The sequence below is a fragment of the Microbacterium sp. TPU 3598 genome, assembly GCF_002356155.1.
GTDB lineage: Bacteria > Actinomycetota > Actinomycetes > Actinomycetales > Microbacteriaceae > Microbacterium > Microbacterium maritypicum_A.
In genome coordinates this window covers 3,181,716-3,206,989 of sequence record NZ_AP017975.1, presented here as the reverse complement: position 1 = coordinate 3,206,989, position 25,274 = coordinate 3,181,716, and the positions used below count along the sequence as shown (strand labels likewise).

Here is a 25,274-nt window from a genome sequence, read left to right as displayed (position 1 = left end):
CCATGAGGCCCAACGCTATGACTCCCTGAGAATTCCCTGGGTGGATATGACGAAGGATGACGTTGCGAGCCGGAATCCGTTCGGTGCGGCGGGAAGGCCCGGTTCCGGTCGCACTTCCTGCCGCCTGCACGCGCCACCGGCGGCAGGAACTGCGACCGGGGAGAGCGTTCCCCGTCAGCGCGGGGTGAGCACCAGCAGCTCGCCGACCTCGCAGTCGAGGGCCTCGCAGATCGCGCGCAGTGTGGAGTAGCGGATGGCACGGGCGCGGTCGTTCTTCAGCACCGACAGGTTCACGATGCTCACCCCGACCGCGGCGCTCAGCTCGGTGAGCGTCATGCCGCGTTCGGCGAGCAGCTCGTCGAGTCGGCAGTGGATGCCGGTGAACTCGTCGTCGCTCTCCGCCGGGCTCACACCAGTCCCTCCGTGTCCTTCTCGAGAACCGCCTTCTCCTGCTGCAGTTGCGCCCTTTCCTGCTCGAGACGTGTGCCCTGACGGAACACGGCGGCGAGAGCGAGCAGCCCGAGCGCGCCGACGAAGGGGAGCGGCGTGACGGTCAGTTGGTAGAACGATGGGTACCACTCGCTGTCCGGTGAGAAGACCTCGCGAAGGCCGGCTGTGGCTGCGATACCGCTCAGGAGATCGGCCGCCACGCCGAACACGAGCACGGCGATCGCGCCGCCGGTGAGGCCGCGCGTCACGGAGCGCGAGAACGCGCGGCCCCGCAACGTCTGGAAGCAGATGACCGCCACGATGACCGCGGGCATGGTGGCCAGAGCAAGGCTGCTCAGTTGTGCGGACGCCGCGAGCAGCCGGAGCCCCAGCGACGCCTGGCCGACAGTGAACTCGGAGAGCTGCTCGCTGCCACAGGTCAGCATCGTCGTTGCGCTGTCACCGAACTCCGAGCACGCCAGACCGGCCGGCCAATCCAGATACACGTGGGTCTGACCGTCGAACTCCGCCCAGGGGACGGTGAACGCCTTGAAGATGTAGATCACAGCGCCCACCGCCGACATCAGGATCCACCACCCGGAGAGCGTGAGTGCCGCGTCGAGCGCGATCGTGCGGCTGCCCCTCCGGCGCCCTCTCCACACGACGACACCGAGGATGACCGCGATCACCGCGAGCGCGATCCCGATGTTGAGCAGGGACGGCCACACCTCGTCCGAACCGAAGCTGAGCATCAGACGAGTCCTTCCGTTTCCTTCTCGAGCGCGAGCTTCTCGTTCTGTAACCGGATGCCGCGGCGGAATGCCACTGCGATCAGGCCCACCGTCACGCCGGTGGCGAAGATCGGCGCGACGCTCCAGAACTCGATCGGATGCACCGGTTCCCCGTCGCCGATGCCGAGAGCGGAGGTGACGCCGTTGCGGCCCATCGTCTCCAACATCACGATCAGGATCGGAGCGCCGACGAGCGTCCAACCGATCACGTCGAAGGCTCGCGCGTTCGGACGGACGAAGAAGCGTCCGCGGAGGAAGTTCCAGGCGACCAGCGTCACCGCCGCGATGACCGCGACGGCCGCGAGAGCCCACAGCGCGATGGCGGCGATGATGGCCGTGACCGAGGCCGCGTTCACCCCGTCGGCGATGACCATCGCCTCGTCCGCGAACCCCTCGATCGAGATGGCACCGGAGTCGGTCGTGGCGGAGATCGGCTGCTGGTCGATGGGGACCGTCCACGCGATCCCCGTTTCGCGGAAGGTGCCGGCGACGCGCAGGATCGTGGCGAATGCGACGGTGACGAGCGCCGCTGCAGCGTAGAGGATCACGGTGATGGCGTCAGCGGTCTCGGAGCGGGTGGCCGGGGAAGTCGTCTTCGTCGTGGTCATCAGACCAATCCTTTCGTCTCGCGCTGCAGTCGATCGCCGATCACGAACGTGGTGCCGATGACCGAGATGATGAACGCAGCCAGGATGAAGGTGAACGGCTCGATGCTGATCACCGCATTGTCGACAGCGTTCTCGGTGAGCACGGAGACGGCAGCGTTGGCCAGCATATTGTCGAAGAACCGCACGGCCGCGAAGCCGAGCAGGCCGACGATGCCGGCGACCATCACGAGTCGCGTGTTGCGTCGGCTGAACACTGTGCCGCTCAGGATGCTGCGCGCCAGCAGCATCAGGCATCCGATCACGACGATGATCGCGACGATCTGGGCGAGCTGTCCGAGGACGCCCGCGCCGATCGCGATCCCCGGCAGGGTCGGGGCGGTGAGGATCGCCCTGTCCAGTTCGAGGGTGATGTTCGCACCACCTGCGCCGAGCGGAGCCTCGATCGGCTGATCCACGAACTCGACCATCACCGGGATCATCGTGCCGCTGAGCAGGGTGATGATGCGGATGATCGAGAAGACCGTGATGTACGCCGCGATCGCCACGCCGGCGACGCAGAAGGCGATGAGTGCAGCGGCGTCGCCGCGGGACAGCGTGCCCTGTTTCGTCGAGGTCATGATCGCTCCTTATCGATGATCGTTGTTAGCGATAAACGATAAGATAACGACAATCGATAAGCTCGTCAATCCCCGTCGCTTTCGACACCGCGTCACACCGCCTGCCATAGCCCCGGTATGCCCACGGCGAACACGGGCATACGTGCCCCGCACGGTGGTTACTCTCGATGTACAGGCGCAGAGAACGCCACAGGTGTCAGCGCTTCGCCCCGTGCGAATAAGGAGTCACAGCATGTTCGAGAGATTCACGGACCGAGCCCGTCGAGTGGTCGTCCTCGCCCAAGAAGAGGCGAAGATGCTCAACCACAACTACATCGGGACCGAGCACATCCTGCTCGGCCTCATCCACGAGGGTGAAGGCGTCGCCGCCAAGGCCCTCGAGAGCCTCGGCATCTCCCTCGACGCCGTGCGCGAGCAGGTGCAGGACATCATCGGCCAGGGTCAGCAGCAGCCGACCGGGCACATCCCGTTCACCCCGCGCGCCAAGAAGGTGCTCGAGCTCAGCCTCCGCGAGGCTCTGCAGCTCGGCCACAACTACATCGGCACCGAGCACATCCTGCTCGGCCTCATCCGCGAGGGTGAGGGCGTCGCCGCCCAGGTGCTCGTCAAGCTCGGCGCCGACCTCAACAAGGTTCGCCAGCAGGTCATCCAGCTGCTCTCCGGAGCTCCCGGTCGCGAGCCGGCTTCCGTCGGTGCGCAGACCAACGACTCGCCGGCCGGCACCCAGGGTGGTTCCGCGGTGCTCGACCAGTTCGGCCGAAACCTCACCCAGGCCGCGCGCGACAACAAGCTCGACCCGGTGATCGGGCGCGAGAAGGAGGCGGAGCGGGTCATGCAGATCCTCTCCCGCCGTTCCAAGAACAACCCCGTCCTGATCGGTGAGCCCGGTGTCGGCAAGACCGCCGTCGTCGAGGGGCTGGCCCAGGCGATCGTCAAGGGCGATGTGCCCGAGACGCTGAAGGACAAGCAGCTCTACTCGCTCGACCTCGGCTCGCTCATCGCCGGTTCCCGCTACCGCGGTGACTTCGAGGAGCGCCTGAAGAAGGTCACCAAGGAGATCCGCACGCGCGGCGACATCATCGTCTTCATCGACGAGATCCACACCCTCGTGGGTGCGGGTGCCGCCGAGGGCGCGATCGACGCGGCCAGCATCCTGAAGCCGCTCCTCGCCCGTGGCGAGCTGCAGACGATCGGTGCGACCACGCTCGACGAGTACCGCAAGCACTTCGAGAAGGATGCCGCGCTTGAGCGCCGCTTCCAGCCGGTGCAGGTCAACGAGCCGACGCTGCCGCACGCGATCAACATCCTCAAGGGACTCCGCGACCGTTACGAGGCGCACCACAAGGTGCAGATCACCGACGGCGCCATCGTGGCCGCGGCGAACCTCGCCGACCGCTACGTCTCCGACCGGTTCCTCCCGGACAAGGCCATCGACCTGATCGACGAGGCCGGCGCACGCCTGCGTCTGTCGATCCTGTCGAGCCCGCCCGAGCTGCGCGAATTCGACGAGAAGATCGCCGCCGTGCGCGAGCAGAAGGAGATCGCCTCCGAGGAGCAGGACTTCGAGAAGGCCGCCGCCCTCCGCGATGAGGAGAAGAGCCTCCTCGCCGAGCGTCTGCGTCTCGAGAAGCAGTGGCGTGCGGGCGACGTCGCGACCTCCGCGGTCGTCGACGAGGGTCTGATCGCCGAGGTGCTCGCACAGGCCACCGGCATCCCGGTCTTCAAGCTCACGGAAGAGGAGTCCAGCCGACTCGTCTTCATGGAGAAGGCCCTGCACCAGCGCGTCATCGGTCAGGAAGAGGCGATCGCCGCCCTCTCCAAGACGATCCGTCGCCAGCGTGCCGGCCTCAAGGACCCGAAGCGTCCCTCGGGCTCGTTCATCTTCGCCGGCCCCACGGGCGTCGGAAAGACCGAACTCGCCAAGGCTCTCGCCGAGTTCCTGTTCGACGACGAGGCTGCGCTGATCTCGCTCGACATGAGCGAGTTCGGTGAGAAGCACACCGTCTCGCGTCTGTTCGGTGCCCCTCCCGGATTCGTCGGATTCGAAGAGGGTGGCCAGCTCACCGAGAAGGTGCGGCGCAAGCCGTTCAGCGTGGTCCTCTTCGACGAGATCGAGAAGGCCCACCCGGACATCTTCAACTCGCTGCTGCAGATCCTCGAAGAGGGTCGACTCACCGACGGTCAGGGTCGGATCGTGGACTTCAAGAACACGGTCATCATCATGACCACCAACCTCGGTGCACGCGACATCGCGGGCGGTCCTGTCGGCTTCCAGATCGAGGGCAACGACTCGACCAGCTACGACCGCATGAAGGGCAAGGTGAACGAAGAGCTCAAGCGGCACTTCAAGCCCGAGTTCCTGAACCGTGTCGACGACATCATCGTGTTCCCGCAGCTCTCGAAGGAGGAGCTGGTGCAGATCGTGGATCTGTTCACCAAGCGCCTCGGCGAGCGTCTGCTGGACCGCGACATGACGATCGAGCTGTCGCAGGCCGCCAAGGAGCGCCTCATCGAGATCGGGTTCGACCCCGCGCTCGGTGCCCGACCGCTGCGTCGCGCGATGCAGCACGAGGTTGAGGACCGTCTCTCGGAGAAGATCCTGCACGGTGAGCTCAACTCTGGTGACCACGTGAAGGTCGACGCGAAGGACGGGCAGTTCCTCTTCGAGCACGGCCCGCGCGACGGCGGCCCCGTCGCGGTCGGCGTCAACACCGGCGGCGGCGCGATCGCCGGCACCCCCGATCTGGCGGTCGCCAGCGGGGAGTGACCTCAGTCGATTCATGAGAAGGGGCGGATGCTGCGGCATCCGCCCCTTTCCTGTGTCCGGTACAGGTGCCGCCGGGTCTCGGGTTCTAGGCTTGTGGTGTGAGCGAGTACATCGTCCGACCGGCGCGGAGCGCTGACATCGTCGGCATCCGCACCCTGCTGCAGCCGCTCGTCGAGCAGCGCATCCTGCTCGGCAAGGATCTGGCGGTGCTGTACGGCGCCGTGCAGGAGTTCGTCGTGGCAGAGGCCGACGGGGTGCTGATCGGGTGCGGTGCGCTGCACGTGATCTGGGAAGACCTCGGCGAGGTGCGCACCCTGCTCGTGCGCGACGACTGGCTGCACCACGGCGTCGGACGTGCGATCGTCGACCGCCTCGAGGAGAACGCCAGGATGCTCGGCCTGACCCGCCTGTTCTGCCTCACCTTCGAGGTGGAGTTCTTCGGACGACGCGGCTACACGCCGATCGGTGAGCAGGTCGTCGACCCCGACGTGTACTCGCAGCTGTTGCGCAGCGGTGACGCGGGTGTCGAGGAGTTCCTCGATCTCGCGCACGTGAAGCCGAACACCCTCGGCAACACCCGCATGCTCAAGGTGCTCTGACACTCCTTCGCCGGTCCGTGCCGAGGGGCCTCCCCGGGTCGTGGCAGAGGATCGCTTAGCCTGGAGACATGCCTCGTCCTTCCGCCGCCGTGTACCGTCGTCGGCGACTGGTCGTCCTGATCGCGCTCGTGCTGGCCGTCGCCGCCATCGGCATCGGAGCGTGGCTTCTGATCGCGCGACCGTGGGCTGCCGCAGGCACGGCGTCCACCCCGTCTCCGACGCCGTCGACATCTCCCTCGCCCTCCTCCAGCTCCACCGCTGACGGAGAGTCGCCGACCCCCGATCCGTCAGCCGAGCAGACTCCGGCGGTCGCGCCCTGCGAGGCGGCCGACATCGAGGTCGCGGCCGTGACCGACGCCGAGACGTACGCAGCCGGCGTGCTGCCGAAGCTCTCGATCTCGCTCACGAACAAGGGCACGAAGGACTGCACGATCGACGTGGGATCGACGACCCAGTCCTTCACCATCTCCAGCGGTGCCGACGTGTGGTGGCGTTCGACCGACTGCCAGGAGAACCCGAGCAGCATGATCGCCACGCTCACGGCCGGCACGACCGTCACGAGCAAGGACCCGGTCACCTGGGATCGCACGCGTTCGAGCGTCGAGACCTGCGCGCAGGAGAACCGACAGCGGGCACCGGGCGGGGGAGCCTCGTACCACGTCGAGGTCTCGATCGGCGGGTTCACGAGCCCGTCGAGCGCGCAGATCCTGCTCTACTGAGTCGTGCCGGATCGCGCTCCGCTGAGTTCGAAGGGATCCCGGTGAACCTCGTCGGAAATCGTTGCGAATCGGCGGATCTCGCACGAAACGGAGCGACATCGGCGGTCATCCCCCCGCGATGCTGACATCCGTGGGTCTTTGGGATACCATAGAAGCGACTCTCCGCATTAGCGGCACCAAGCCATCCCCAGTGGCGTCGAACTACAGCGTCCCCAGCGCTTCGACACCGCCGCCCGAGAGTCCGAGGGCCCTCTCGAGTACCCCAGTCCCCAATGTGGGACTCGAGAGGGCCCCAATCGTATCCACGGCCGAATCGGTGCTCTGCGGGTTGCGCCGTGAATAAGCTGGACACATGGCAGCGAAGAAGGCGAAGTCCGCGAAGAACAAGCCCGCACCCGAGGACTTCCGGTCGGATGCTCTGGCACAGGCCCTGGAGAAGCAGGACGTCGCCGCGGTCGCTCTCGCTCTCCGTCACGGCACCACCGTCGTGCCGCTGATCAAGCCCGGGGCGCGTGACAACCCGCTCGACAGCGGCGAGGTGTGGACATACCGTGACCCGAAGACCGGTGACCTCGCGCTGCTGCTGTTCAGCGACGCGAAGAACAAGCCGGCCAATCTGCCGCCGGGCGTGGGCATCTACAGCGCGGAGTGGCTGCGGAAGTTCCTGGCGGCGCATCCGATCACCACGGTCTTCCTCGACATCGCAGGGCCCCACCCGATGCAGGCGGACCCCGCCGAACTGCTCAAGGCGCTCGACGCCTGAGCCCAGCCTCCCGTCGGCGCGGTACCGGTCAGAACGGCGGGATGTCGCGGTCGGCGCGGCGTGAGGTGTTGCGCGCGCGCACATCGCTCAGCGCGGCTCGGAGCGTCTTCGAACGATCGTCGACCACCTGCTCATAGCCGAGGCGCGCGGCCTCGGAGCGTCGCTGGGCCGCCTGCGTGACCGGCCTGATCTCCCCGGCGAGGCTCAGCTCGCCCACCGCCGCGACCGTGCGCGGAACCGAGATCTGCTGGATGGAACCCGCCACGGCGATGGCGATCGCGAGGTCGGCCGCGGGTTCGGTGAAGCGCACACCGCCGACCGTGGACACGTAGACGTCGAGGCTGCCGGTCGCGATGCCGGCTCTCTTCTCGAGGATGGCCAGCACCATGGCGACCCGCGAAGAGTCGACGCCGTGCACGATGCGGCGCGGGTTCGGGGCGTTGCTCGGCACCGTGAGCGCCTGCACCTCGACGGGGAGGGCGCGTCGACCCTCGAGCGAGATCGCCACGCACGTGCCTGGCTCGGTCGCCCCCTGCGAGAGGAAGAGCCCTGAGGGGTCTGGCACCTCGGCGATGCCGTCGCCGGTCATCTCGAAGCAGCCCACCTCGTCGGTCGGACCGAAGCGGTTCTTGAGCGCGCGGACGAAGCGCAGCGAGGTCTGACGGTCGCCCTCGAAGTGACACACCACGTCGACGAGGTGCTCGAGCACACGGGGCCCGGCGACCTGACCGTCTTTTGTCACGTGGCCGACGATGATGATCGGCAGATCGCGGTCCTTGGCGATGCGGATCAGGGTGGCCGCGACCTCGCGCACCTGGCTCGGCTGCCCGGCGGCACCGTCGATCAGCGACGACGAGACGGTCTGCACCGAGTCGACGATCACCAGCTGGGGCTTGACCTCGTCGATGTGGCCGAGGATGGTCGCCAGATCGGTCTCGCTCGCGAGATACAGCTCGTCGTGCAGCGCGCCAGTGCGCTCGGCGTGCAGGCGCACCTGACCGGGGGATTCCTCGGCGCTCGCGTAGAGCACACGGCGTCCGCCGCGAGCCGCCTGCGCTGCCACCTCGAGCAGAAGCGTGGACTTGCCGACGCCGGGTTCACCGCTGAGCAGGATCGCCGCCCCCGGCACGATGCCGCCGCCGAGGACACGGTCGAACTCGCCGACGCCGCTCGAACGACGCGGTGCATCCTGCGTCGTGATCTGCGTGATGGGCCGGGCGGCACGGTCGGCCGTCGGCGCGACCGGCCCCACCCGACGGAGGATGCCGGTCTGCGCTGCCTGCTCCTGCACCGTTCCCCACTGCTGGCACTCGCCGCAGCGTCCGACCCACTTGGCGGTGGTCCACCCGCATTCCGTGCACACGTACGCAGGAGGAGCGGGTTTCCGGGTGGCCATGCCCCCAGGCTATCGCCGGCATCAGACATCCCTATCGGCCAGGTGTTTATTCACGGCCCATCCTCTCGGCAAACTCGCAGTGTCGCGGGATACTGGGTTCATGGCCAACGGCGGGCCCGTGTGCGGGCCGATCTCGAGCTACTCCCGGGTGCAGATCCTGCACTTGCTCTTCGAAGCGGGAAGTTCGCAGACCCGGGGCGAGCTCTCCATCACCCAGCTGTGCGAAGCCACAGGGCTGCACCCCAACACGATCCGCGAGCACCTACAGCGCCTGATCGAGGGCGGCTACGTGATCCCGACGATCGAGCACCGCACGACACGGGGCCGACCGCGCACGCTGTACAGCGCGGCGACCGGAGCGCCAGGGGCCTCCAGTCCCGTGGCCCGAGACAAGGCGAAGGCGGCCGCCCGCCGTGGCGACCTGATGCGGAGCATGCTCCCCGACGCGGCGTCCGGACTCGGTCGCGAAGCCACCTATCAGCTCGATGCGCTCGTCGAGCACCTGGAGGAGAGCGGCTTCGAGCCCGTGCTCGACGACCGCAGTCTCACGGTCGACCTCAGCCCGTGCCCGCACGCCGCCGGACGGTCGGAAGACCGCCCGATGCTGTGCCGCGTGCACCTGGAACTCATGCAAGGCGTCCTGAACGAGGCAGGCGGACCACTCGAAGCCGAGTGCGTGCGCGACGCTGTCCTCCCGTCGGACTGCACCGTGCAGCTGCGCGACACCACCGCGCCGCTGGTCGAGGGAACGCTGCGTCACAGCACGAAGCAGCGGCACCACAGAACAGGAGTCGTGCATGGAATGGCTTGATCCGCTCGCTCTGGCCCGATGGCAATTCGGCCTGACGACCGTCTACCACTACCTCTTCGTGCCGCTCACGATCGGCATGGCGCTGGTCGCGGCGATCTTCCAGACCGCGTGGGTGCGCACCGGCAAGGTGCAGTACCTGCACCTGACCCGCTTCTTCGGGAAGATCTTCCTGATCAACTTCGCCATGGGCGTCGTCACCGGCATCGTGCAGGAGTTCCAGTTCGGCATGAACTGGTCCGACTACTCCCGCTTCGTCGGTGACGTGTTCGGCGCCCCGCTCGCCTTCGAGGGCCTGCTGGCCTTCTTCTTCGAGGCGACCTTCATCGGCCTCTGGATCTTCGGCTGGGACAAGCTCCCGCAGAAGCTGCACCTCGCCACGATCTGGTGCGTCTCGATCGGCAGCATCCTGTCGGCGTACTTCATCATCGCCGCCAACGCCTTCATGCAGAACCCCGTCGGGTACACGTTCAACGAGGCGACCAACCGCGCCGAGCTGACCGACTTCTGGGCGCTGCTGACCAACCCCGTCGCGCTCGCCGCGTTCCCGCACACGATCTTCGGTGCGTTCATGTTCGCCGCCGGTGTCGTGATCTCGGTCTCGGCCTGGCACCTCTCGCGCGGCCAGCACTTCGACACCATGCGCATCTCGCTCAAGTTCGGGCTCTGGGCCATGATCGTCTCGACCGCGGGCGTCGTGCTCACGGGCGACCAGCTGGGCCTCGCGATGTACGCTGCGCAGCCCATGAAGATGGCGGCAGCCGAGGCCACGTTCAACACGGTCTGCGGTCCCGATGCCTCGTTCAGCATCTTCACGCTCGGCACCCCGGACGGCAGCTCCGAACTGTTCTCCATCCGCGTGCCCTATCTGCTCTCGCTGCTGTCGACACACACCCTCGACGCGTGTGTGCACGGCATCAACGATCTGAACGCCGAGTACGCGCAGACCTACGCCGCCACCGGTCTGACCGACTTCGCCCCGGTGCTGTGGATCACGTACTGGGCCTTCCGCTGGATGATCGGCCTGGGCATCGCCGCGGCGCTCGTCGCCGTCGCGGGCCTCTGGGTCACCCGCAAGGGCGCCAAGAAGCCGGTCGCACCGTGGATGTGGAAGGTCGCCATCTGGTCGTTCCCGCTCGCGCTGGCCGCCAACATCATGGGCTGGGTCTTCACCGAGATGGGCAGACAGCCCTGGATCGTGTTCGGGCTGATGACGACGCAGGACGGTGTCTCGCCGGGCGTCAGCGGGCTCGAGGTGCTGATATCGCTCATCGCGTTCACCGCGATCTATGCGGCGCTCGCCGTCGTGGAGATCCGCCTCATCATCCGGGCCGCCCAGAAGGGGCCCGACACCGAAGAGAAGCCGCATGACGAGACGGCCCAGCTGCCGTCGGTCGTCTACTGAGAGGGAGGAGCATCATGGATCTCGCAACACTCTGGTTCTTCATCGTCGCCTTCTTCTTCGTCGGCTACTTCGTCCTGGACGGCTTCGATTTCGGAGTCGGCATGTCCCTGCCGTTCCTCGGCAAGAACGACGTCTCGCGCCGACAGGTCATCAACACGATCGGCCCGGTCTGGGATCTCAACGAGACCTGGGTCATCGTGGCCGGCGCCGTGCTGTTCGCGTCGTTCCCCGAGTGGTACGCCACGCTGTTCAGCGGCTTCTACCTGCCGCTGCTGCTGATCCTGCTCGCGCTGATCCTGCGCGGTGTCTCGTTCGAGTACCGGCACCAGCGCGACAGCGCGAAGTGGAAGGCCGGCTTCGACCGGATGATCGTGATCGGCTCGGTCGTTCCCGCGCTGCTGTGGGGTGTGGCGTTCGGCAACATCGTGCAGGGCGTCGCGATCGACGAGAACCACATCTTCGTCGGCGGCTTCTTCTCCCTGCTGAACCCCTACGCACTGCTGGTGGGCGTCACCACGCTGCTGCTCTTCTTCCTGCACGGGGTGCTGTTCGTGGCACTCAAGACCGATGGTCAGGTGCATGAGGATGCGCAGAAGCTCGCGAAGAAGGCCGCCATCCCGACGATCCTCGTCGCAGCCGCGACGGTGATCTGGACGGTCGCGATCGCGATGGGCCGCGAGGCTCCGCTGCTCTGGCTGGTCATCGCAGCCGGTGCGCTCGCGGCGGTCAGCCTGATCGCGGCGGTCGGCTTCTCGCTCGTCCGTCGCGACGGGTGGGCGTTCTTCGCCGGCATGCTCACGGTCATGTTCGCCGTGGTCATGCTGTTCTCCGCCCTGTTCCCGTACGTGATGCCGTCGACGATCGACCCGGCCTACAGCCTCACGATCGCCAACGCCTCGAGCACCCCGTACACGCTGCAGATCATGAGCTGGACGGCCCTGATCGCGATGCCGCTCGTGCTCGCGTACCAGGCGTGGACCTACTGGGTGTTCCGCAAGCGCGTCACCCGGAAATCCATCGAGGGGGCTCCGGCGCACGCGTGAAACCCGTCGATCCGAGACTGCTGCGATACGCGGGTGCCGCGAGGGGTTTCCTCGCGGCATCCGCGTTGATCGGCGTCGTCCAGACGGCGGTCACGATCGCCTTCGCGTGGCTGCTGACCGATGCGATCACGGGGGCGCTCGCGGGGCGTGACGTCACCTCGTCGCTGCTCTGGCTGCTGCTCACGGCTCTGCTGCGCGGCCTGCTCATCGCGGCCTCGGATGCCGCGGGCACACGGGCGGCCGCCAAGACGGGGATGCAGCTGCGCACGGCGCTCGTGGCTGCGGTCGGGAGGCTCGGGCCAGGGTGGCTCGCGCAGCGCAATCAGACGGCGCTCGCGGTCACGGCCGGTCACGGGCTCGAAGCTCTCGACGCCTACTTCGCCCGGTACATCCCGCAGCTCGTGCTGACCGTGATCGCGACTCCGGTGCTCGTCGCGGTCATGTGGTGGCAGGACTGGCCGAGCGGACTCACCGCAGTGATCACGCTGCCGCTGATCCCGTTGTTCCTCATCCTGATCGGCATGGCGACCCGCACCGTGCAGACCCGGCAGTGGCAGACGCTGCAGCGCCTCGCGGCACGCTTCGCCGACACGGTGCAGGGGCTGTCGACGCTGCGACTGTTCGGACGCGACCGGCGTGCGGCCGACCGCATCGAGGTCACCGCGGACGAGTACCGCCGCGAGACCATGAAGGTGCTGCGGTTCTCGTTCCTGTCCGGCTTCGCGATGGAGCTGCTGGCCTCGATCGCGGTGGCCCTGATCGCGGTGTCGGTTGGCTTCCGGCTGCTGTCGGGTGATCTGACTCTCGAGGTGGGGCTGTTCGTGCTGCTGCTCGCTCCCGAGGCGTTTCTGCCCATCCGGCAGGTGGGGGTGCAGTTCCACGCTGCCGCCGAAGGGGTTGCGGCGACGGAGGACGTGTTCGAGGTGCTGGATGCGGCGGGGGAGCGCGCACGGCTGCAGGAGCTTTCGACGGATGCCGGAGGAATCGCCGTCGAAGCCCCCGGCATCCGGGAATCGGTCATGCAGGGGGAACCGGCGAAGGGCGGAAACCTCGTGGTCGAGGGTCTGCGGGTGCGCGACCTGCCGCCGGTGTCGTTCGCTGCCGGGCCGGGGACCATCACGGTCCTCGAAGGGCCGAGCGGGTCGGGGAAGTCGTCGCTGCTGGCCGCGCTCCGGGGCGCGGTCGAGTTCGAGGGGACAGCGTCCTACGGCGGCGCGGACGTGAGGGGGATCGCGCCGTCGGTGTGGCTCGCCTGGGCGGGACAGGCACCTGGCCTCACGCGCGGGACCGTGGCGGCGAACGTCACCCTCGGTGATCCTGAGCCGGACGCCGACCGGGTGCGCGATGCGCTCGACGATGCCTGCGCCGAGGGCATCGACCCCGCGCTGGAGCTCGGCGTGCAGGGAGCGGGGCTGTCGGGTGGGCAGGCGCAGCGAGTGGCTGTCGCTCGAGCCCTGTATCGCCAGGCATCGGCGTCCGGACGCGTGCTCGCACTCGATGAGCCGTCGAGTGCACTCGACCCCGAGACCGAGGACCGGCTGTGGCGATCGCTGCGCGAGAAGGCGGATGCCGGTGCGACGATCCTCCTCGTCTCCCACCGTCGGACCGCACGGGAGATCGCGGATCAGATCGTGGAGCTGGGGGTGAACGCATGACTGCACCCCGCACAACCGACACCGTGCATTCCCGCGGTCACCGGGTCGGCGCCATCCTGCGACTCGCGCAACCGCCGCTCGGCCGCTTCGTGCCGGGTCTGATCTGGGGTCTGCTCTCGGCCGCCGCCGCCGTGAGCCTGCTCGCCGTCAGCGGGTGGCTGATCGTGAGCGCATCGATCGTCGACTCGCTGGTGCCGCTGTCGATCGCCGTCGTCGGTGTGCGCTTCTTCGCCGTCTCGCGCGCGGTCACCCGCTATCTGGAGCGCCTGAGCGGACACGATGCCGCGCTGCGTCAACTCGCCTCGACCCGCGCCGACATGGTGCGCCGACTCATCCCGCTGTCGCCAGCGGGACTCGGCGCGACGGATCGCGGACAGGTGCTCGCAGCTCTCGTCGACGACGTCGAGAACCTGCAGAACCTGCCGCTGCGGGTGGTGCAGCCGCTCGGGGTCGCCGCTCTGGTCGCTGTCGGGGCCGTCGGGTTCATCGCGTTCGTATCGCCCGCCGCCGCGCTCACGCTGGCCGTGTGCCTGCTCGTCGCTGCGGCAGCCGCGATCGGTTTGGGGTGGGTGTTCGGTTCACGCGCCGAAGCGCAGGTCTCGGAACGTCGGGCCGAGCTCTCGGCGGCCCTCGTCGACTACTTCGGCAGCCTCGACGTGCTCATCGCCTATAGCGCGGAGGAGCAGGCCCGTGCACGGATCACCGCAGCGGATGCCGCGCTGCGACGCGTTGTCGACCGTGCCTCGCTCGCGCAGGCCGTAGCCGCCGGCGTGGTCTCCGCGGTCGCCGGAGTCGCTTCGGTCTGGGCGCTCGCCGCGGCGGCTCCCGGCCTCTCGGACGGCTCGATCGACGGGCCGTGGCTGGCCGTGGCCGTGCTCGTGCCGATGGTGGTGTTCGAGATCTTCGGCGCGGTGCCGATCGCCGCCGCATCGTGGCGGAGCGTGCGTTCCAGCGCGGAGCGCATCGTCGACGTGCTGCCCGAGCGGATGCCGGACGAGCTGCGCGCCGACGCGGGTGATGACGTCGAGTTCGAAGGCACCCCGGCTGTAAGCCTGCGCGACGCGCGTGCGACCTGGCCTGGCGGGACGCCCGCTCTGAGAGGCGTGGATCTCGACCTCCGACCCGGCGAACGGGTGCTGGTCGCGGGGCCGAGCGGGGCGGGCAAGAGTTCGCTCGCGGCGACCCTGGTCGGCTTCCTGCGCGTGGAGGGCGAGTATCTGGTCGGTGGTCGCGATGCCGCGGAGCTCTCGGGTCCGGCGCTGCGACGCGTGATCGGGCTGTGCGAGCAGAGCCCTCAGCTGTTCGACGAGGACATCCGCCAGAACCTGCTCTTCGCGCGGGACTCCGCCTCGGACGAAGACCTGCAGGCGGTGCTGGAGCGGGTCGGACTCGGTGACTGGGTGCGGGAGCGTGGGGGCCTCGATGCGAGGGTCGGCGACCGCGGTGCGCTGGTGTCCGGTGGCCAGGCGCAGCGGATCGCGCTCGCCAGGGCGCTGCTGCGCGGCTTCCCCGTGCTGGTCCTCGACGAGCCGACGGCGGGGGTCGATCCGGAAGCATCGAATGCCCTGCTGCGTGATCTGCTGCAGGCCGCGGGGGAGCAGTCGGTGCTGCTGATCTCGCACGTGGCGCCTCCCGCGGGAACGGTCGACCGCGTGGTGCGGATTCACGACGGCCGCACGATCTGAGGGGCAGCGAGAAGGAGCCTGTGGGGAGACCCGCGGGCCGTCGCCTCAGACGTTCATGTCGACGGGCGGTTCCATCACGATGCCCTGCGCCTCGAAGGCACGACGACGCTCTTCGATGCGGCGGTGCAGCTCGACCTGCGCATCGTCGACGAACTGCGGGTCGAGGTCGACGGTCTTCGGGTGCGGGTCGCCGTGGTTGGCGGCGATGTAGGCGTCGAGCTCGGGGCCGCTGGTCCATGACGTGATGAGCGCGTACCGCGGGGCGGTGCCGCGGTGCCAGACCGCGTGCCAGAAGCGCTGGGTGTCGACGATGATGCGCGAGCCGGCGCGCAGCGGCAGGCGGATCTCGGTCGCCGGATCGAAACGGTCGGCGCGCAGGATCAACATCGACTCGGTGTCGTCGGAGAGGTTGAAGAACCCGCGGACGACCCAGCCGGTGCCCTCTTCGTTGAGGCGGTTGTTGTCGTCCTGGTGCAGGTTGTAGATCGCGTCGGCGTACTCGTTCGGCTGCAGCTCGATCACGCGGCAGCGGCCGATGCCGGCGCCCGGTTCCTGTGCCCGGCGTTGCAGCGTCGGGGCGACTGCGACCTGCGAGTCGACCCAGACGCCATCCTTGTCGGTGCGCGGCGGGGTGTGGTTCCAGAAGCCGTTGCAGTCGACGTCGCCGGCATAGCTGGTGAGCGGGGCGAAGCGCGTGATGCCGGAGGAGCGCCAGCCGACGTACTCCAGGCCCAGCCATTCGGCGGGATCGGTGGCGGAGGTGTGGTCGTCGAGGACCACGTAGCCGGTCTCGGACAGCGCCTCGGACGTGATGAAGCCCATGATGAATACCTTCCCGTCATCGCTGCCCCCACAGGCGGCGGGTTCTTAGGCCATCCTAACTCGAATGCCCATCGCAGCGTGGGGGTCTCGCCGGGGAATTGGCCCGCCGGGAGCGTCGATATCCTGAGGGTATGACTCAGCCGCAGGGTGCCCTCCTCGTGGGCAGCGTGAATTATGACGATGCCGAGACCACGATCCGCACCGCTGCGGAACTGCTCGGCACCCGGCTCCGTCGCATTCCGGACGGCGAGGTCGGCAAGCGGTTCCACTGGATCATGTTCCAGCCCGACGTGATCGGTGAGGCCGAGGGCATCGAGCGCACAGGCGACGAACCCATCCCGTTCCCCGCCGGCATCGACGCCCGCGGCCTGCGCATCGCCGAGGGAGTGGATGCCGCGAGCATCGAGATGCCGCCGCTGGGGTACGCCGCCGCCGCGATCGAGTCGTATGCGGTGTTCGAGCGACTGCGGGCCGAGGGCGCGGTGCCCGCCGGCGTGCGGTTCCAGGTGTCGCTGCCGACGCCCCTCGCCGTGATCTCCTCGTTCTTCCACGGCGATGACCGCGCGGCCATCGAGCCCGTCTACACCGCCGCGATCCTGCGCGAGCTCGACGAGATCCTCGAGGCCATCCCGCACGAGGACCTCGCGGTGCAGTGGGACGTCGCGAGCGAGATGGGTATCATCGAGCGCGCCGCCGGCTACGGAGCGGTCATGGAGGCGTGGTGGCCCGGCGACCCGTTCGACGGTCTGGTCTCGCGCCTGGCCGCACTGGTCGATGCGGTGCCCGCCGACGTCGAGGTGGGTGTGCACCTCTGCTACGGCGACGCGGGGGAGAAGCACTTCTTTGAGCCGCGAGACGCCGCGAACCTGGTCCGCTACGCGAACGCCGTGGTGGCGGCATCCGCCCGTCCGCTCACGTGGCTGCACCTGCCGGTGCCGATCGACCACGACGACGAGGCCTACTTCGCCCCGCTCACAGGCCTCGCCCCGGTCGGCGAGCTCTACCTGGGCCTCGTGCACCGCGAGGACGGGGTGGAGGGCGCCGCCCGTCGCGTCGCCGCCGCGACTCCGTTCGCCCCCGAGTTCGGGGTCGCGACCGAGTGCGGCATCGGCCGCGCGCCCGCAGGATCGACCGAGGGCATCCTGCGCACGCACGCCGACGTCGCCGCCGCCTGGTGACCTGCGGGTCTCGATTCGCGTGCAGGCCCCGCGTCGCGTAAGCTATTCCGCGGTGACGTGTCCGAGCGGCCGAAGGTGCAACTCTCGAAAAGTTGTGTAGGGTAACCCCCTACCGTGGGTTCAAATCCCACCGTCACCGCCATGGAAGCCCCCTCCGAGTGAGGGGGTTTTTCCGTATCATCACGGGGCTCTCCGAGAGCGAGCGCTCTTGCCTGGAAGTTCGATGGCGCCGCACGCTCACATGTGTCTGACCTCAGGCCGCGACGTACTCCTGGCGGACTCGTCCCTCAGTCGCCATCTCTATGTACCCGAAATCCTGGTCCGAGTTCAGGATCACTGCGTCGTTGGCGACCGCGTATGCGGCGATGAGGCAGTCGAAGGCTGCGGCTGCTCTCATGAGCCCTGTGTCCCACAGCGCCTGCTGAAGGTCGAGGGCGTCACGCTCGTCGGGGTGTTCCCACGCGGGGAGCAGCCCCTCCATGTCCGCACGCAACTCTGCGTACTCCTTCGCATTGCGCGCGGAGTGGCAGTACTCGAGGACCTGCGGCGGGCACGTGATGATCAGGTGATTCGGCGACAGGGCCCGGAGCCTGTCGCCGATCGCCGTGCTCCTGCCTGCCTTCTGCCAGATGCTGTTGTCGACGAGGTAAGTGGTCACCGAACGGTGCTCTTCTCCCGGGGAGCGCTCTTGTCGGGATCCGGACCCGTGTCCGGAGCGATCGTCGGCGCGTCGATCTGGTCAGTGTCGAAGTGGCGAGCGATGATGCGCTCCACGGCGGCGGGCTGGCGGCGCACCGCGATGAGCGTGCGCAGCGCGAGATCCACCGTCTCGCGGTTGGAGGTCGTGCCGGCAAGCTTCTTGGCCTGCTGAAGCTCGTCGGGGTCGATGTCAATCGATGTGACGGCCATGGCTCCTCCTTCGCGGAAGCTCTGTATAAGCCATTGTATAAAGATCTTTGGCGGGGTGCACGATCTTTCGGTGCCCTGTGGAGCGGAGCTCCTCTCCCCCCGGAGGCGTACCCCTCAGCCGAGCAACTCCACCCCGAACTCGGAGACCACCGTGCGCAGTTCGGCGAGGTAGCGCTGTGCCTGCTCGGTGAGGGGGATCGCCGCATGCCCGATCCAGCCGATCTCGATGTTCTCGTCGACGTCGAGCGGGATGGCGACGATCTCGGGATCGAGGTCGTCGCTGATGATGCCCGTCGAGATGGTGTAGCCGTCGAGGCCGATCATCAGGTTGAAGATGGTCGCGCGGTCGGAGACGCGGATGTCCTGGGGGCTGGAGAGGGTGGAGAGGATCTCCTCGGCGAAGTAGAAGGAGTTGTTCGCACCCTGGTCGAAGGTGAGCCTCGGCACGTCGGCGAGATCGTCGAGGGTCACGCGATCTCGGGTGGCAAGGGGGTTCTTGCGGGAGATGAAGATGTGCGGCTGTGCGACGAAGAGCGGGTGGAAGGCGAGCCCGGAGTCGCGGAGCAGCTTGTCGATCACGTTGCGGTTGAAGTCGTTCCGGTAGAGGATCCCCAGCTCGCTGCGGAGCGTGCGGACGTCTTCGATGATGTCCCACGTCCGCGTCTCCCGCAGCGAGAACTCGTACTCGGCAGCCGAGGTCGCCTTCACCATCCGCACTAACGCGTCGACAGCGAACGAGTAGTGCTGGGTCGACACTCCGAGCAGGCGTCGCGACGGCGGACGACCGAGGTAGCGCTGTTCGAGGAGCGCGACCTGCTCGACGACCTGCCGGGCGTACCCGAGGAACTCCACACCGTCGGTCGTGAGCGTCACGCCGCGGGCGGAGCGGAGGAGGAGCACGCGCCCCACTCTGCTCTCCAGATCCTTCATCGCCGCCGACATGGTGGGCTGTGCGACGTAGAGCAGGTCGGCGGCGGCGCTGATCGATCCTTCCGCAGCGACCTCGATGTAGTAGGTGAGCTGTTGCAGGGTGATGCCGCTCGAACGCTTGGCCATAGATTTAGCCTATGTCACGGCATAGTTCGCGCGCATTACCCGATGGGCGCCCGCACTCGTCATCATGGAGAAACCCCCGATCGAGGCCGAGCCCGGCCGATCATCCCACCGATTGGCCGCTCATGGCATCCGAATTCACGTTCCGCATCACGACGACCCGTTTCGACGAGGACTACTCGCCCTCCGACGACTCCCGCATCACCACGAACTTCGCCAATCTGGCGCGCGGCGAGCACCGTCAGCAGAACCTCCGCAATGCCCTGACGATGATCGACCGGCGGTTCAACGATCTGGCGCACTGGGACAACCCGAGCCGTGACCGCTACACCCTCGAACTCGAGATCGTCTCGGTCGCGATCCAGTTCGCCACGGAGGCGGAGGATCGGGAGTTCCCTCTTCTCGAGGTGCTGGAGGTGACCATCGTCGACCGGTCGACGGGCACGCGCACCCAGGGGATCGTGGGCAACAACTTCTCGTCGTACATCCGCGACTTCGACTTCAGTGTGCGGTTGCCGGCGGCCAGCGAGGCCGCGGGTGGTTTCGCCGTCCCCGACGACTTCGGCGACCTGCACGGCAAGCTCTTCCAGCACTTCCTCGATTCCGAGGCCTACCGGGAGCGCTTCTCGCTGTCGCCCGTCATCTGCATCAGCGTCTCGACGAGCAAGACGTACCGCCGCACCGAGAACCACCACCCCATCCTCGGTGTCGAGTACGAGCAGAAGGACGGCTCGCTGACCGACGAGTACTTCGGCAAGATGGGCCTCTCGGTCCGGTACTTCATGCCGCGAGGCAGCGTGGCCCCGCTGGCCTTCTACTTCCGCGGGGACCTGCTGAGCGACTACACCAACCTCCAGCTCATCGGCACGATCAGCACGATGGAGACGTTCCAGAAGATCTACCGTCCGGAGATCTACAATGCGAACTCCGAGGCCGCGAGCATCTACCGGCCGACTCTGGAACAGCAGGACTACTCGGTGACCAAGATCGCCTACGACCGCGAGGAGCGCAGCCGGCTCGCGGCCGAGCAGGGGCAGTACGCCGATGCGCACCTCATGACCCCGCACGGTGAGCTGCTCGAGCAGTGGGCCGCCGGCACCTCCGCCGCATCCCTGGTGGCCGTCGGATGACGAACCAGAGATCGTCGATCGTGCGCGAGCTGCTCCCCACCTCGATCGTCGGCAGTCTGCCGAAGCCCTCCTGGCTGGCCGAGCCGGAGACGCTCTGGTCTCCGTGGAAACTGCAGGGCGACGCCTTGATCGAGGGTACGCAGGATGCTCTGCGCATCGCCGTCCAAGAGCAGCGCGAGGCCGGCATCGACATCATCAGCGACGGGGAGCAGACCCGACAGCACTTCGTCACCACGTTCATCGAGCACCTCTCCGGCGTCGACTTCGACCAGCGCGAGACCGTGCGGATCCGCGACCGATACGACGCCAGCGTGCCGACGGTGGTCGGGGCCGTGAGCCGCGAGAAGTCCGTGTTCGTGGAGGATGCGAAGTTCCTGCGTCAGCAGACCGATCAGCCGATCAAGTGGGCGCTGCCCGGCCCGATGACGATGATCGACACTCTCTACGATCGTCACTACAAGAGCCGCGAGAAGCTGGCGTGGGAGTTCGCGACCATCCTCAACCAGGAGGCGAAGGAGCTCGAAGCAGCCGGGGTCGACATCATCCAGTTCGACGAGCCGGCATTCAACGTCTTCTTCGACGATGTGCAGGACTGGGGCGTGGCGGTGCTCGAGCGAGCGGCGGAAGGACTCCGCGCGGAGACCGTGGTGCACATCTGCTACGGATACGGGATCAAGGCGAACACCGACTGGAAGGCGACCCTCGGCGCGGAATGGCGGCAGTACGAGAAGTCCTTCCCGCTTCTGCAGCGCTCGATCATCGACACCGTCTCACTGGAGAGCCACCACTCGCACGTTCCTCTGGACCTCATCGAGCTCATTCGAGGAAAGAACGTCATGCTCGGGGCCATCGACGTGGCCAGCCCGACCATCGAGACCCCGGACGAGGTCGCCGACACCCTCCGCAACGCCCTCCGATTCGTCGACGCCGACAAGCTCATCCCGAGCACGAACTGCGGCATGGCTCCGGTGTCGCGTGACGTCGCGCGTGGCAAGCTCCGAGCACTCAGCGCGGGAGCCGACATCCTTCGCGACGAGCTCGTGCCCGCAAGGGTCTGAGGCTCCGGCGAGGAGGCGGCTCCGGCCCGATCGGTCACCCCCCGGACGGGTTCTCGAGCGGCTTCCCGTTCTCGTCGGTCGTCTCCGCCTCGAGCACCTCTTCGGTGTCGGGCCCGTCGTCGGGAGCGCCGCCCGATGCGGTGTCAGCTTCTTCGTCGGGGCCCGGTGTGCCCTGCGTGTTCTTCGGGTCGCTCATATCCGTCTCCTTCGTTCGGTCTCGCGAAGCTACTCCTGACGGAGGGGGAACGTCAGGGGGTTGACCGCGGCGATGAATCGCTCTCGGATCGGTGAATCGTGATGGCGGACTCACCGTGTGAGTGCGATCGAGTTCCGGGATGAGGCGCGGTCGAACGCGTAGGGACGTCCACGAGCCCGTGGCACCGACGAGCGGGCGGTAAGCGTCGCCCCGTCAGAAGCTCGACGCGACCGCTTCTTCGCGGATGATGTCGACGCCGCGACGGTAGCTCGTGACCTCGAACTCCGGGAATCGCCCGACGAACTTCGATGAGTCGAACCTGTTGTCGTGCTCGTACCGCGGCAGGAGCTCTCTGATCTCACGCGCCTGGCGAGACGCGAGACCGGCCGCGCTCAGCGCCCACTTCGGGACGACGGTGTACCCGGACCCGGCTGGTCGACCGAAGGCGGACTCTGCCATGGCGACGAACTGCCGATAGGTGGGACGGTCGGAGTCTGTGGGGAGGTGCCACGTCTGGTGAAAGGTATCGGCGGCGTTGCCCAGCGTCGCGAGGGCACGACTCGCGTCCGGCGTCCAGATCAGAGTGCGCTGCCGGTCGTCGCGCACCGGTACGAGCGGACGATTGCCGCTCTTGATCCTGTCGATGACGAGCGCGTTCGTGAAGCTCTGCGTCCGCCCGGGGCCGTAGAACTCCGGCGCGCGGGCGATCAGCACGGGGATGTCGCCGCGCGCCATCTCGTCGAGCACCATCGACGCCATCGCCGCACGCACCCTGCCCTTCGGGCCGACCGGTTCGAAGGGCGTGTCCTCGGTCTGCAGCCGGTCATCCTGCGGGTACATGTAGGTGTTGTCGAAGTAGGCGAAACTCGCGCCGGCGGCGCGGGCCGCGTCGAGGGCGTTCCTCACCATCGTCGGGAACTGCCGTTCCCACAGCTCGGTGTCTGCGGGCAGGCCGGCGGTGAAGTAGACGACGTCGCTGCCGTCGACCGCGGCGGCGGTCTGTACGGCGTCGAGAAGATCGGCTCGTACGAGGGTGTCGGTGGCGTTGACCTTGCGGGGGTTGCGGCTGACGAGTCTGAGGTCGGACGTGTGGTTCCGGTTCAGCTCGCGTGCGAGTTCCACGGCGATCTGTCCGTTCGCGCCCAGTATGGTCTGCATTCCTCGACTCGACTTTCGATTGCGGCGTTTCGATTGCGATATCCGACACGGTATGTTTACACTGCTTACATGATCGTACGAGGGGATGTTATCGGTGTCAACTTCTGAGAAGACCTACCATCACGGCGATCTCCGTGCAGCTCTTCTGGATGCGGCGATACAGGCTCTCGAGGCCGGGGAGCCGTTTTCGCTTCGCGCCGTCGCGCGTCGGGCGGGGGTGTCGCCGGCCGCCCCGTATCGGCACTTCGCCGACCGGGAGGCCTTGGACTCCGCCGTCGCGGTCGAAGGTTTCAAGGACCTGCAGGCCGACCTCGCCGCCGCTCTGGAACGAGTCCCCGCCGCCTCGCCGGCGCCCGCCGTCATCACGCAGCTCGGAATCGCCTATGTGGCATTCGCCTTGCGTCGTCCCGCGGTCTTCCGGCTGATGTTCGGCAACGAATGCGACGAATCCGACAGCGACCGTGTGCGGGCGTCCCATGGGTTGCACGCCGTGTTGAACGACGCGATCGAAGAGCTGTTCCCCGGGGCTGACGTGCCGAGCCTGTCCACGGCGCTGTGGAGCATGGCCCACGGCCTCGCCTTCCTGCACCTCGACGGCAAGTTCCGTCCCGAACCCGCCGAAGCGGTGGCTGAGCGGGTGCGGTCGTCCGTTGCGGCGATCTTCGCGATCCCCACCCATGCGGCACCGCCATCGGCGGCCGATTCGATCCCCGGGGGACTCGCATGACCAGACGCATCCTGCACGTCGTCACCAACATCGGACACTACGACGACCCCGACCACCCCACCGGGCTCTGGTTGTCGGAACTCACCCATGCATGGGAGGTTTTCGAGGAGCGAGGTTTCGAGCAGCGGATCGTCAGTCCGGCTGGCGGGCCCTCGCCGCTGGAGCCCCGGTCGCTGAAGTTCCCCAGCTACGACAAGACAGCGAAGGCATGGCGCGCCGACCCCGCACGCATGGCGTTGCTGGAGACCACTTTGCGGCCCGACCAAGTCGATTCCGCCGACTACGACGCGATCTTCTTCACCGGTGGTCACGCGGTGATGTACGACTTCCCGGAGAGTGAAGGACTGCAGCGGATCACGCGAGAGATCTGGGAGCGGGGAGGGATCGTGTCCTCGGTCTGCCATGGCTACTGCGGTCTGCTCAACACGCGACTCTCGGACGGCTCTCTCCTGGTCGACGGTCGCAAGGTCACCGGCTTCGCCTGGCAGGAGGAGGTGCTGGCCCGTGTGGACAAGCTCGTGCCGTACAACGCGGAGGAGGAGATGAAGAAGCGCGGCGCCCTGTACGAGAAGGCGCTGCTGCCGTTCGTCTCCTATGCCGTCGTCGATGGGAATCTCGTCACGGGCCAGAACCCCGGCTCCGCGAAGGAGACGGCAGAGAAGGTCGCCGCACTGCTCTGAACACTTCTGCGAGCGAGAGGGCGGCGGGAGGGAAGACCGTACCGACGTCTCGCTAGTGTGACGGCATGACCGACGAAAACGGCCCCGCAGTGATCGCCGATCTCTGCCGCCTCCCGAATCCCGAAGCGATCGATCGCACGACCTTCGTCGAGCTCGGCGGCGTCGAGCAGTTCGTCTCGATTCGAGGGCGCGATACCCGCAACCCTGTGCTCATCGTCTGCCATGGCGGCCCGGCCCTCCCTTCGCTGCCGTCATCGTGGATCTGGCAACGCGCGGTCGAGGACTACTTCACCGTCGTGAACTACGACCAGCGTGCCAGTGGGAGGTCTGCGGCGGGGGCGCACGACGGGATGGATCTGAGCGTCGAGCGGTACGTCGAAGACCTCGAGGAATTGATCGCCTGGCTCCGGCATGAACTCGGGGTGAGTACGGTCGGCGTACTCGGGCACAGCTGGGGAACGATCATCGGCCTCACCCTGGCGGAGCGGCGGCCGGACCTGCTCTGGGCCTACATCGGGGTCGGGCAGGTGATCTCCGGTCCGGAGAACGAGGCCGAGAGCTTCGGTTTCGCGATGCGCAGCGCACTCACGGACGGGAATGAGCAGGCCATCGCCGAACTGCAGTCGCTCGGCGAGTATCCCGGCACGCAGCCTCTCACGATCGAGCGCATCGTGACGTGCCGGAGATGGGCGCAGCACTACGGCGGACTCTCCGCCTACCGCTCGGACTTCGCCTACTTCACGGACGCGGCCGGGCTGTCGCCGTATTACACGGCTGATGAGCGGGCATTGATCGGCGTCGGACAACAGGTGACCATGCCCCACGTGCTTCCGGCGCTGCTGTCCTTCGACGCTCGTGCGAAGACCTCGTTCGCGGTGCCGATGCTGCAGTTCCTCGGACGCCATGACTGGACAACTCCGACGGCTCCGGTGGAACGCTGGATCGACGAGGTGTCGGCGCCGTCGGTGGACGTCGTCTGGTTCGAGAACTCCGCACACCTGTGCATGTTCGAGGAGCCGGGGAAGTTCGTCGTGAGCCTCGTGGATCTGGCACTGCCCCATGCGCCTTCCGCCTGAAC

General features: G+C 67.4%; 26 protein-coding genes and 1 tRNA gene. 16 read left to right on the top strand and 11 right to left on the bottom strand.

What is annotated here, in order from left to right; all coding sequences use genetic code 11:
* Positions 1-174 precede the first annotated feature (174 nt).
* The 4 genes from MST3598_RS15310 to MST3598_RS15295 are packed head-to-tail and all read right to left on the bottom strand — an operon-like array spanning position 175 to position 2,445.
* On the bottom strand, positions 175-411 hold the full coding sequence (locus MST3598_RS15310; RefSeq protein WP_029259876.1) for a helix-turn-helix domain-containing protein: 237 nt from the start codon (positions 409-411) through the stop codon (positions 175-177).
* On the bottom strand, positions 408-1,181 hold the full coding sequence (locus MST3598_RS15305; RefSeq protein ID WP_029259877.1) for a hypothetical protein: 774 nt from the start codon (positions 1,179-1,181) through the stop codon (positions 408-410). The genes MST3598_RS15310 and MST3598_RS15305 overlap by 4 nt, the downstream gene beginning before the upstream one ends.
* Entirely contained in the window at positions 1,181-1,828 is a 648-nt protein-coding gene (locus MST3598_RS15300) for a hypothetical protein (protein WP_029259878.1), read from the bottom strand. Before MST3598_RS15300 ends, MST3598_RS15305 begins: the two co-directional genes overlap by 1 nt.
* Complete coding sequence (locus MST3598_RS15295; protein WP_029259879.1) at positions 1,828-2,445, bottom strand: hypothetical protein; 618 nt, start codon at positions 2,443-2,445, stop codon at positions 1,828-1,830. The genes MST3598_RS15300 and MST3598_RS15295 overlap by 1 nt, the downstream gene beginning before the upstream one ends.
* A gap of 232 nt (positions 2,446-2,677) precedes the next feature.
* Here MST3598_RS15295 and MST3598_RS15290 point away from each other — a divergent pair, with 232 nt between their 5' ends.
* The 4 genes from MST3598_RS15290 to MST3598_RS15275 all read left to right on the top strand — a co-directional run bounded on the left by MST3598_RS15290 (position 2,678) and on the right by MST3598_RS15275 (position 7,293).
* Positions 2,678-5,212 (top strand): ATP-dependent Clp protease ATP-binding subunit, encoded by a 2,535-nt coding sequence (locus MST3598_RS15290; protein WP_021201314.1) that lies wholly within the window; start codon positions 2,678-2,680, stop codon positions 5,210-5,212.
* 98 nt (positions 5,213-5,310) lie between these two features.
* Entirely contained in the window at positions 5,311-5,811 is a 501-nt protein-coding gene (locus MST3598_RS15285) for an amino-acid N-acetyltransferase (protein ID WP_021201313.1), read from the top strand.
* Between the two features lie 68 nt (positions 5,812-5,879).
* On the top strand, positions 5,880-6,530 hold the full coding sequence (locus MST3598_RS15280; RefSeq protein ID WP_021201312.1) for a hypothetical protein: 651 nt from the start codon (positions 5,880-5,882) through the stop codon (positions 6,528-6,530).
* A 352-nt stretch (positions 6,531-6,882) separates the two neighbouring features.
* Positions 6,883-7,293 carry a hypothetical protein gene (locus MST3598_RS15275; RefSeq protein WP_021201311.1) on the top strand — a complete coding sequence of 137 codons (411 nt, stop codon included), beginning with the start codon at positions 6,883-6,885 and terminating at the stop codon, positions 7,291-7,293.
* Positions 7,294-7,321: 28 nt separating this feature from the next.
* Here MST3598_RS15275 and radA read toward each other — a convergent pair whose 3' ends face one another.
* Entirely contained in the window at positions 7,322-8,689 is a 1,368-nt protein-coding gene (gene radA, locus MST3598_RS15270) for a DNA repair protein RadA (RefSeq protein WP_096359626.1), read from the bottom strand.
* A gap of 100 nt (positions 8,690-8,789) precedes the next feature.
* Between radA and MST3598_RS15265 the strand changes: the two genes are divergently transcribed.
* Genes MST3598_RS15265 through cydC form a run of 5 tightly spaced genes read left to right on the top strand, consistent with a single transcriptional unit; the run spans position 8,790 to position 15,285 of the window.
* The gene (locus MST3598_RS15265) at positions 8,790-9,500 is read left to right on the top strand and encodes a helix-turn-helix transcriptional regulator (RefSeq protein WP_029259881.1); all 711 of its coding nucleotides are present in this window, start codon (positions 8,790-8,792) and stop codon (positions 9,498-9,500) included.
* Positions 9,487-10,902: a cytochrome ubiquinol oxidase subunit I gene (locus MST3598_RS15260; RefSeq protein WP_029259882.1), complete on the top strand. Its 1,416-nt coding sequence runs from the start codon at positions 9,487-9,489 to the stop codon at positions 10,900-10,902. The genes MST3598_RS15265 and MST3598_RS15260 overlap by 14 nt, the downstream gene beginning before the upstream one ends.
* A gap of 14 nt (positions 10,903-10,916) precedes the next feature.
* Positions 10,917-11,945: a cytochrome d ubiquinol oxidase subunit II gene (gene cydB, locus MST3598_RS15255; protein WP_029259883.1), complete on the top strand. Its 1,029-nt coding sequence runs from the start codon at positions 10,917-10,919 to the stop codon at positions 11,943-11,945.
* Positions 11,942-13,600 (top strand): thiol reductant ABC exporter subunit CydD, encoded by a 1,659-nt coding sequence (cydD, locus tag MST3598_RS15250; protein ID WP_029259884.1) that lies wholly within the window; start codon positions 11,942-11,944, stop codon positions 13,598-13,600. The genes cydB and cydD overlap by 4 nt, the downstream gene beginning before the upstream one ends.
* Positions 13,597-15,285, top strand: coding sequence for a thiol reductant ABC exporter subunit CydC (gene cydC / locus MST3598_RS15245; RefSeq protein ID WP_051671149.1), 1,689 nt, complete (start codon positions 13,597-13,599; stop codon positions 15,283-15,285). The genes cydD and cydC overlap by 4 nt, the downstream gene beginning before the upstream one ends.
* A gap of 45 nt (positions 15,286-15,330) precedes the next feature.
* Here cydC and MST3598_RS15240 read toward each other — a convergent pair whose 3' ends face one another.
* Positions 15,331-16,107, bottom strand: coding sequence for a hypothetical protein (locus MST3598_RS15240; protein ID WP_029259886.1), 777 nt, complete (start codon positions 16,105-16,107; stop codon positions 15,331-15,333).
* Positions 16,108-16,238: 131 nt separating this feature from the next.
* On the opposite strand from MST3598_RS15240, the gene MST3598_RS15235 reads away from it, so the two are divergent.
* Together MST3598_RS15235 and MST3598_RS15230 are read left to right on the top strand one after the other, a co-directional pair.
* Positions 16,239-17,285, top strand: coding sequence for a hypothetical protein (locus MST3598_RS15235; RefSeq protein WP_029259887.1), 1,047 nt, complete (start codon positions 16,239-16,241; stop codon positions 17,283-17,285).
* A gap of 51 nt (positions 17,286-17,336) precedes the next feature.
* Positions 17,337-17,427: transfer RNA gene (locus MST3598_RS15230), tRNA-Ser, on the top strand.
* 111 nt (positions 17,428-17,538) lie between these two features.
* On the opposite strand, the gene MST3598_RS15225 is transcribed toward MST3598_RS15230, so the two are convergent.
* The 3 genes from MST3598_RS15225 to MST3598_RS15215 all read right to left on the bottom strand — a co-directional run bounded on the left by MST3598_RS15225 (position 17,539) and on the right by MST3598_RS15215 (position 19,250).
* Positions 17,539-17,943, bottom strand: a complete 405-nt coding sequence (locus MST3598_RS15225; RefSeq protein WP_021201302.1) for a PIN domain-containing protein — start codon at positions 17,941-17,943, stop codon at positions 17,539-17,541.
* A complete protein-coding gene (locus tag MST3598_RS15220) occupies positions 17,940-18,194 on the bottom strand; it encodes a type II toxin-antitoxin system VapB family antitoxin (RefSeq protein ID WP_051671150.1) in 255 nt (84 codons plus the stop codon). Before MST3598_RS15220 ends, MST3598_RS15225 begins: the two co-directional genes overlap by 4 nt.
* 114 nt (positions 18,195-18,308) lie before the next feature.
* Positions 18,309-19,250 (bottom strand): LysR family transcriptional regulator, encoded by a 942-nt coding sequence (locus MST3598_RS15215; RefSeq protein WP_021201300.1) that lies wholly within the window; start codon positions 19,248-19,250, stop codon positions 18,309-18,311.
* A 122-nt stretch (positions 19,251-19,372) separates the two neighbouring features.
* On the opposite strand from MST3598_RS15215, the gene MST3598_RS15210 reads away from it, so the two are divergent.
* Together MST3598_RS15210 and MST3598_RS15205 are read left to right on the top strand one after the other, a co-directional pair.
* Positions 19,373-20,377 carry a DUF1852 domain-containing protein gene (locus MST3598_RS15210; RefSeq protein ID WP_036271711.1) on the top strand — a complete coding sequence of 335 codons (1,005 nt, stop codon included), beginning with the start codon at positions 19,373-19,375 and terminating at the stop codon, positions 20,375-20,377.
* A 20-nt stretch (positions 20,378-20,397) separates the two neighbouring features.
* Positions 20,398-21,435, top strand: a complete 1,038-nt coding sequence (locus MST3598_RS15205; RefSeq protein ID WP_197024856.1) for a methionine synthase — start codon at positions 20,398-20,400, stop codon at positions 21,433-21,435.
* A gap of 34 nt (positions 21,436-21,469) precedes the next feature.
* On the opposite strand, the gene MST3598_RS18560 is transcribed toward MST3598_RS15205, so the two are convergent.
* Positions 21,470-21,631, bottom strand: a complete 162-nt coding sequence (locus MST3598_RS18560) for a hypothetical protein (protein WP_167255440.1) — start codon at positions 21,629-21,631, stop codon at positions 21,470-21,472.
* Between the two features lie 213 nt (positions 21,632-21,844).
* Positions 21,845-22,789 (bottom strand): NAD-dependent epimerase/dehydratase family protein, encoded by a 945-nt coding sequence (locus MST3598_RS15200; protein ID WP_029259891.1) that lies wholly within the window; start codon positions 22,787-22,789, stop codon positions 21,845-21,847.
* 94 nt (positions 22,790-22,883) lie between these two features.
* On the opposite strand from MST3598_RS15200, the gene MST3598_RS15195 reads away from it, so the two are divergent.
* From MST3598_RS15195 to MST3598_RS15185, 3 genes are all read left to right on the top strand, one after another.
* Positions 22,884-23,516, top strand: coding sequence for a TetR/AcrR family transcriptional regulator (locus MST3598_RS15195; protein WP_029259892.1), 633 nt, complete (start codon positions 22,884-22,886; stop codon positions 23,514-23,516).
* Positions 23,513-24,196, top strand: coding sequence for a type 1 glutamine amidotransferase domain-containing protein (locus MST3598_RS15190; RefSeq protein WP_029259893.1), 684 nt, complete (start codon positions 23,513-23,515; stop codon positions 24,194-24,196). Before MST3598_RS15195 ends, MST3598_RS15190 begins: the two co-directional genes overlap by 4 nt.
* A 65-nt stretch (positions 24,197-24,261) precedes the next feature.
* Complete coding sequence (locus MST3598_RS15185; protein ID WP_096359624.1) at positions 24,262-25,272, top strand: alpha/beta fold hydrolase; 1,011 nt, start codon at positions 24,262-24,264, stop codon at positions 25,270-25,272.
* Positions 25,273-25,274 lie beyond the last annotated feature (2 nt).

Excerpts from the sequence above, each read along its gene's own strand:
- MST3598_RS15185 (WP_096359624.1), top strand. The coding sequence starts at position 24,262 with ATGACCGACGAAAACGGCCCCGCAGTGATCGCCGATCTCTGCCGCCTC.
- MST3598_RS15260 (WP_029259882.1), top strand. The coding sequence starts at position 9,487 with ATGGAATGGCTTGATCCGCTCGCTCTGGCCCGATGGCAATTCGGCCTG.
- MST3598_RS15215 (WP_021201300.1), bottom strand. The coding sequence starts at position 19,250 with ATGGCCAAGCGTTCGAGCGGCATCACCCTGCAACAGCTCACCTACTAC.
- cydC (WP_051671149.1), top strand. The coding sequence starts at position 13,597 with ATGACTGCACCCCGCACAACCGACACCGTGCATTCCCGCGGTCACCGG.
- MST3598_RS15220 (WP_051671150.1), bottom strand. The coding sequence starts at position 18,194 with ATGGCCGTCACATCGATTGACATCGACCCCGACGAGCTTCAGCAGGCC.
- MST3598_RS15300 (WP_029259878.1), bottom strand. The coding sequence starts at position 1,828 with ATGACCACGACGAAGACGACTTCCCCGGCCACCCGCTCCGAGACCGCT.
- MST3598_RS15235 (WP_029259887.1), top strand. The coding sequence starts at position 16,239 with ATGACTCAGCCGCAGGGTGCCCTCCTCGTGGGCAGCGTGAATTATGAC.
- MST3598_RS15240 (WP_029259886.1), bottom strand. The coding sequence starts at position 16,107 with ATGGGCTTCATCACGTCCGAGGCGCTGTCCGAGACCGGCTACGTGGTC.
- MST3598_RS15295 (WP_029259879.1), bottom strand. The coding sequence starts at position 2,445 with ATGACCTCGACGAAACAGGGCACGCTGTCCCGCGGCGACGCCGCTGCA.
- MST3598_RS15305 (WP_029259877.1), bottom strand. The coding sequence starts at position 1,181 with ATGCTCAGCTTCGGTTCGGACGAGGTGTGGCCGTCCCTGCTCAACATC.
- MST3598_RS18560 (WP_167255440.1), bottom strand. The coding sequence starts at position 21,631 with ATGAGCGACCCGAAGAACACGCAGGGCACACCGGGCCCCGACGAAGAA.
- radA (WP_096359626.1), bottom strand. The coding sequence starts at position 8,689 with ATGGCCACCCGGAAACCCGCTCCTCCTGCGTACGTGTGCACGGAATGC.
- MST3598_RS15290 (WP_021201314.1), top strand. The coding sequence starts at position 2,678 with ATGTTCGAGAGATTCACGGACCGAGCCCGTCGAGTGGTCGTCCTCGCC.
- MST3598_RS15200 (WP_029259891.1), bottom strand. The coding sequence starts at position 22,789 with ATGCAGACCATACTGGGCGCGAACGGACAGATCGCCGTGGAACTCGCA.
- MST3598_RS15280 (WP_021201312.1), top strand. The coding sequence starts at position 5,880 with ATGCCTCGTCCTTCCGCCGCCGTGTACCGTCGTCGGCGACTGGTCGTC.
- MST3598_RS15190 (WP_029259893.1), top strand. The coding sequence starts at position 23,513 with ATGACCAGACGCATCCTGCACGTCGTCACCAACATCGGACACTACGAC.
- cydB (WP_029259883.1), top strand. The coding sequence starts at position 10,917 with ATGGATCTCGCAACACTCTGGTTCTTCATCGTCGCCTTCTTCTTCGTC.
- MST3598_RS15210 (WP_036271711.1), top strand. The coding sequence starts at position 19,373 with ATGGCATCCGAATTCACGTTCCGCATCACGACGACCCGTTTCGACGAG.
- MST3598_RS15275 (WP_021201311.1), top strand. The coding sequence starts at position 6,883 with ATGGCAGCGAAGAAGGCGAAGTCCGCGAAGAACAAGCCCGCACCCGAG.
- MST3598_RS15265 (WP_029259881.1), top strand. The coding sequence starts at position 8,790 with ATGGCCAACGGCGGGCCCGTGTGCGGGCCGATCTCGAGCTACTCCCGG.